4 protein-coding genes and 1 pseudogene are annotated in these 4,839 nt (G+C 67.2%); all 5 read left to right on the top strand.

Annotated elements, in window-relative coordinates:
* The first annotated feature begins 161 nt into the window (after positions 1-161).
* The gene (gene glyQ, locus G3N93_RS34425; RefSeq protein ID WP_174940253.1) at positions 162-1,166 is read left to right on the top strand and encodes a glycine--tRNA ligase subunit alpha; all 1,005 of its coding nucleotides are present in this window, start codon (positions 162-164) and stop codon (positions 1,164-1,166) included.
* A gap of 22 nt (positions 1,167-1,188) precedes the next feature.
* Positions 1,189-3,288: a glycine--tRNA ligase subunit beta gene (gene glyS / locus G3N93_RS34420; RefSeq protein ID WP_206134969.1), complete on the top strand. Its 2,100-nt coding sequence runs from the start codon at positions 1,189-1,191 to the stop codon at positions 3,286-3,288.
* 10 nt (positions 3,289-3,298) lie between these two features.
* Positions 3,299-3,862 carry a D-glycero-beta-D-manno-heptose 1,7-bisphosphate 7-phosphatase gene (gene gmhB / locus G3N93_RS34415; protein ID WP_174940249.1) on the top strand — a complete coding sequence of 188 codons (564 nt, stop codon included), beginning with the start codon at positions 3,299-3,301 and terminating at the stop codon, positions 3,860-3,862.
* Between the two features lie 43 nt (positions 3,863-3,905).
* Positions 3,906-4,670, top strand: coding sequence for a 1-acyl-sn-glycerol-3-phosphate acyltransferase (locus G3N93_RS34410; protein WP_011353136.1), 765 nt, complete (start codon positions 3,906-3,908; stop codon positions 4,668-4,670).
* Positions 4,671-4,716: 46 nt separating this feature from the next.
* Positions 4,717-4,839 (top strand): annotated as a pseudogene (locus G3N93_RS34405) (metal-dependent hydrolase); the annotation flags it as partial.

The raw sequence follows: 4,839 nt of genomic DNA, 5'->3' as shown, positions 1-4,839 counted from the left end.
CCGACGGTGGGCCCGCCCGCGTTCCGGCCGCATCCGCTCGCCGATCCGGTAAAATTACGCGTTTCAGCACACTAACAAGCCGCGCCGCCGCGCGAGCCGACCCTCCGGGCCCCGCCCGGAGCGCCGCCCGCAACGGAGCGCCAGCGCCACGAAGGCTCTTCATGCTTACGTTTCAGCAAATCATCCTGACGCTGCAGTCCTACTGGGACAAGCAGGGTTGCGCCCTGCTCCAGCCCATCGACATGGAAGTCGGCGCGGGTACGTCGCACGTCCACACGTTCCTGCGCGCGATCGGCCCCGAGCCGTGGCGCGCCGCGTACGTGCAGCCGTCGCGCCGCCCGAAGGACGGCCGTTACGGCGAGAACCCGAACCGCCTGCAGCACTACTACCAGTACCAGGTCGTGCTCAAGCCGGCGCCGGAAAACATCCTCGACCTGTACCTCGGCTCGCTCGAGGCGCTCGGCTTCGACCTGAAGCAGAACGACGTGCGCTTCGTCGAGGACGACTGGGAAAACCCGACGCTCGGCGCGTGGGGCCTCGGCTGGGAAGTGTGGCTGAACGGGATGGAAGTCACGCAGTTCACGTATTTCCAGGAAGTCGGCGGCCTCGAATGCAAGCCGGTGCTCGGCGAGATCACGTACGGCCTCGAGCGCCTCGCGATGTACCTGCAGAAGGTCGAAAACGTGTACGACCTCGTGTGGACCGAGTGGGAAGAGCAAGGCCCGAACGGCCCCGAGCTGCGCCGCCTGTCGTACGGCGACGTCTACCACCAGAACGAGGTCGAGCAATCGACCTACAACTTCGAGCACGCGAACGTCGACCTGCTGTTCACGTTCTTCAACAGCTACGAAGCGGAAGCGAAGAAGATGATCGACGCGCAGCTCGCGCTGCCCGCGTACGAGCTCGTGCTGAAGGCCGGCCACACGTTCAACCTGCTCGACGCACGCGGCGCGATCTCGGTGACCGAGCGCGCAGCGTACATCGGCCGCATCCGCGCGCTGTCGCGTCTCGTCGCACAGGCTTATTACGACTCGCGCGAGAAGCTCGGCTTCCCGATGCTCGGCAACCCGCCGGGCGTGCCGGGCCTCACCACCGACGCCCAGGACGCCGCACAGCCGGCGTGGGCGCCGCCGCTCAAGGTCGAACGCAAGATCGATCAGGACTGACGAGACGAGATTCATTCCAATCATGACGCACAATCATCCCGCCCCCCTGCTCGTCGAACTGCTGACCGAAGAGCTGCCGCCGAAGGCCCTCGCGCGCCTCGGCGACGCATTCGCCGAAGGTCTTGCGCAACGCCTCGCGGCGCGCGACCTCGTCGAAGGCGAACTCGTGTTCGAACGCTACGCCACGCCGCGCCGCCTCGCCGTCGTCGTGCAGAACGTACGCGCCGTCGCCCCTGAAAAGCAGGTCCGCGAAAAGGTCCTGCCCGTGTCGGTCGCGCTCGACGCCGAAGGCAAGCCGACCGCCCCGCTCGCGAAGAAGCTCGCGGCGCTGGGCCACCCGAACCTGTCGATCGCCGATCTCGAGCGCGCACAGGACGGCAAGGCCGAAGCGTTCTTCATCAACTATTCGGCAGCCGGCGCGACGCTCGCCGACGGCCTGCAGGCCGCGCTCGACGAAACGCTCGCGAAGCTGCCGATCCCGAAGTTCATGACCTACCAGCGCCCGGACGGCTCCGACGTGAAGTTCGTGCGCCCGGTGCATCGCCTGACGGTGCTGCATGACGACCGCATCGTGCCCGTCACCGCGTTCGGCATCGACGCCGGCGACACGACGCTCGGCCACCGCTTCCTGTCCGACGGCCTTGTCGCGATCCAGCATGCGCGCGCATACGCCGACACGCTGCGCGACAAGGGCCGCGTGATCGCGCACTTCGCCGATCGCCGCGAAACGATCCGCACGCAGCTGAACGAACACGCGAACGGCGATACCGTCGTGATGCCCGAGTCGCTGCTCGACGAAGTGACCTCGCTGGTCGAATGGCCGGTCGTCTACCCGTGCCGCTTCGAGGACGAATTCCTGCAGGTCCCGCAGGAATGCCTGATCCTCACGATGCAGACGAACCAGAAGTATTTCGCGCTGACCGACGTCGGCGGCAAGCTGCGCTCGCGCTTCCTGATCGTGTCGAACATCGAGACGAAGACGCCGGGCGAGATCATCGAAGGCAACGAGCGCGTCGTGCGCCCGCGCCTCGCCGATGCGAAGTTCTTCTTCGAGCAGGACAAGAAGAAGCCGCTCGCCGACCGCGTGCCGCAGCTCGCGAACGTCGTGTATCACAACAAGCTCGGTTCGGCGCTCGCGCGCGTCGAGCGCCTCGAGGCGCTGGCCGGCGAGATCGCACCCGCGATCGGCGCCGACGCCACGCTCGCGAAGCGCGCCGCGCGTCTCGCGAAGGCCGACCTGCTGACCGACATGGTCGGCGAGTTCCCGGAACTGCAGGGCACGATGGGCACGTACTACGCGCGCCACGACGGCGAAGCCGACGACGTCGCGCTCGCGTGCGCCGAGCACTACCAGCCGCGCTTCTCCGGCGACGCACTGCCGACCACGCCCGTGTCGACCGCCGTCGCGCTCGCCGACAAGCTCGAGACGATCGTCGGGATCTGGGGCATCGGCCTCGCGCCGACCGGCGAGAAGGATCCGTTCGCGCTGCGCCGCCACGCGCTCGGCGTGCTGCGCCTGCTGCTCGAGAAGCAGCTGCCGCTCGATCTCGTGTCGCTGCTGCGTACGGCCCATGCACGCTTCGAAGGCGTGCCGGGCGTGGCCGAATCGACCGATGCGATCCTCGCGTTCTTCATGGATCGCCTGCGCGGCCTGCTGCGCGAGCGCGGCTATTCGGCCGGTGAAATCGACGCGGTGCTGAGCCTGAACCCGACGCGCGTCGACGATCTCGTCGCGCGCCTCGACGCGGTGCGCGAATTCACGCGCCTCGCGGAAGCCGAAGCGCTCGCGGCCGCGAACAAGCGGATCTCGAACATCCTGAAGAAGTCGGAAGGCGGCGCGAACGGCACGGTGCAGCCGTCGCTGCTCGTCGAGGCGGCCGAGAAGGCGCTGCACGAACAGCTCGCGGCCGTGACGCCGCACGTTCAGTCGCAGCTCGAGGCGCGTGCGTACACGGGCGCGCTGTCGGCGCTCGCCGCGCTGCGCGCACCGGTCGACACGTTCTTCAACGACGTGATGGTCAACGCGGAAGATCCGGCACTGCGCGCGAACCGTCTCGCCCTGCTGTCCGCGCTGCACCAGCAGATGAACTGCGTCGCCGACATCTCGAAGCTCGCCGCATAAGGGCCGCACGATGCCGACCAGCCCCAACCGAAAGCTCGTCGTCCTCGACCGGGACGGCGTGATCAACGTCGATTCGGACGCGTTCATCAAGACGACCGACGAATGGATCGCGCTGCCCGGCGCCCTCGAGGCGATCGCCCGGCTCAACCACGCGGGTTATCGCGTGGTCGTCGCGACCAACCAGTCCGGCATCGGTCGCGGGCTGTTCGACATGGCCACGCTCAACGAGATGCATCTGAAGATGCATCGCGCGGCGGCCGCGGTCGGCGCACGTATCGATGCCGTGTTCTTCTGCCCGCACACGGCCGAGGATCACTGCGACTGCCGCAAGCCGAAACCCGGCATGATGCAGATGATCACCGAGCGCTTCGAGATCGATCCCGATCACACGCCGGTCGTCGGCGATTCGCTGCGCGACCTGCAGGCCGGCGTCGCGGTCGGCTTCCAGCCGCACCTCGTGCTCACCGGCAAGGGCAAGAAGACGCTCGCCGCCGGCAACCTGCCGCCCGGCACGAAGGTCCACGACGACCTGCGCGCGTTCGCGCTCGATTTCCTTTCACACGAACACGAGTGATGCAGCCGCCGCGCGCATCCTCCCTAACGCCAGACTTACGCCGATGCGCTTCGTCCGCTCCCTGCTGCTGCTGATCTACTTCATCCTGTACACGGTGCCGTACGCCACCGCGTGCTTCATCGCCTTTCCGTTCATGCGCTCCGACGCGCGCTACTGGATGGCGGCCGGTTGGTGCAAGTCGACGCTGTGGGTCGTGCGCTGGCTGAACGGCATCCGCTACCGGATCGAAGGGTACGAGAACCTGCCCGACGGCCCGGCGGTGCTGCTGTCGAAGCACCAGTCCGCGTGGGAGACGCTCGCGTTTCCGGCGCTGATGCCGAGGCCGCTTTGCTACGTGTTCAAGCGCGAACTGCTGTACGTGCCGTTCTTCGGCTGGGCGCTCGGGATGCTGCACATGGTCAACATCAACCGCAAGGAAGGCAAGAACGCGTTCACTTCCGTGATCCGCCAGGGCAAGAAGCGCCTGTCGGAAGGCGCATGGATGATCATGTTCCCGGAAGGCACGCGCACGCCGGTCGGCAAGCAGGGCAAGTACAAGACGGGCGGCGCGCGCTTCGCGATCGAAACCGGCGCACCCGTCGTGCCGATCGCGCACAATGCAGGTCGGGTGTGGCCGCGCAATTCGTTCACGAAATTCCCGGGCGTCGTCACCGTGTCGATCGGCAAGCCGATCCCCAGCGAAGGGTTGACGCCCGATGCATTGAACTCGCAGGTCGAAGCATGGATCGAAGCGGAAATGCGCCGGATCGATCCCGATTCGTATCGCCAGGCGGGCAATGCCGGCACGCGCGATGCCGCGCGTGTCTGACGCCCCCAGGTTGCAGCCGTTGCGTACGACAAAAAGAAGCGAACTGATGAAACAGCGTCCGCGGCCACGGCCTGCCGTCGTGGCCCTCGATCATCGCCAGATGGACCTGCCGCTCTTCGACGGGCCGGCCGCCGCACCGTCGGCGCCCGCCGCGCCGCCCGAAGCGGCA

Origin of the sequence: Burkholderia sp. Se-20378 (assembly GCF_017104665.1) — a bacterium.
GTDB classification, from domain to species: Bacteria; Pseudomonadota; Gammaproteobacteria; order Burkholderiales; family Burkholderiaceae; genus Burkholderia; species Burkholderia lata.
This window is presented reverse-complemented; position numbering and strand designations above follow the sequence as displayed.

What these genes read in the sequence shown, in the direction of transcription:
- G3N93_RS34410 (WP_011353136.1), top strand. Translation starts at nt 3,906, where the DNA reads ATGCGCTTCGTCCGCTCCCTGCTGCTGCTGATCTACTTCATCCTGTAC.
- gmhB (WP_174940249.1), top strand. Translation starts at nt 3,299, where the DNA reads ATGCCGACCAGCCCCAACCGAAAGCTCGTCGTCCTCGACCGGGACGGC.
- glyQ (WP_174940253.1), top strand. Translation starts at nt 162, where the DNA reads ATGCTTACGTTTCAGCAAATCATCCTGACGCTGCAGTCCTACTGGGAC.
- glyS (WP_206134969.1), top strand. Translation starts at nt 1,189, where the DNA reads ATGACGCACAATCATCCCGCCCCCCTGCTCGTCGAACTGCTGACCGAA.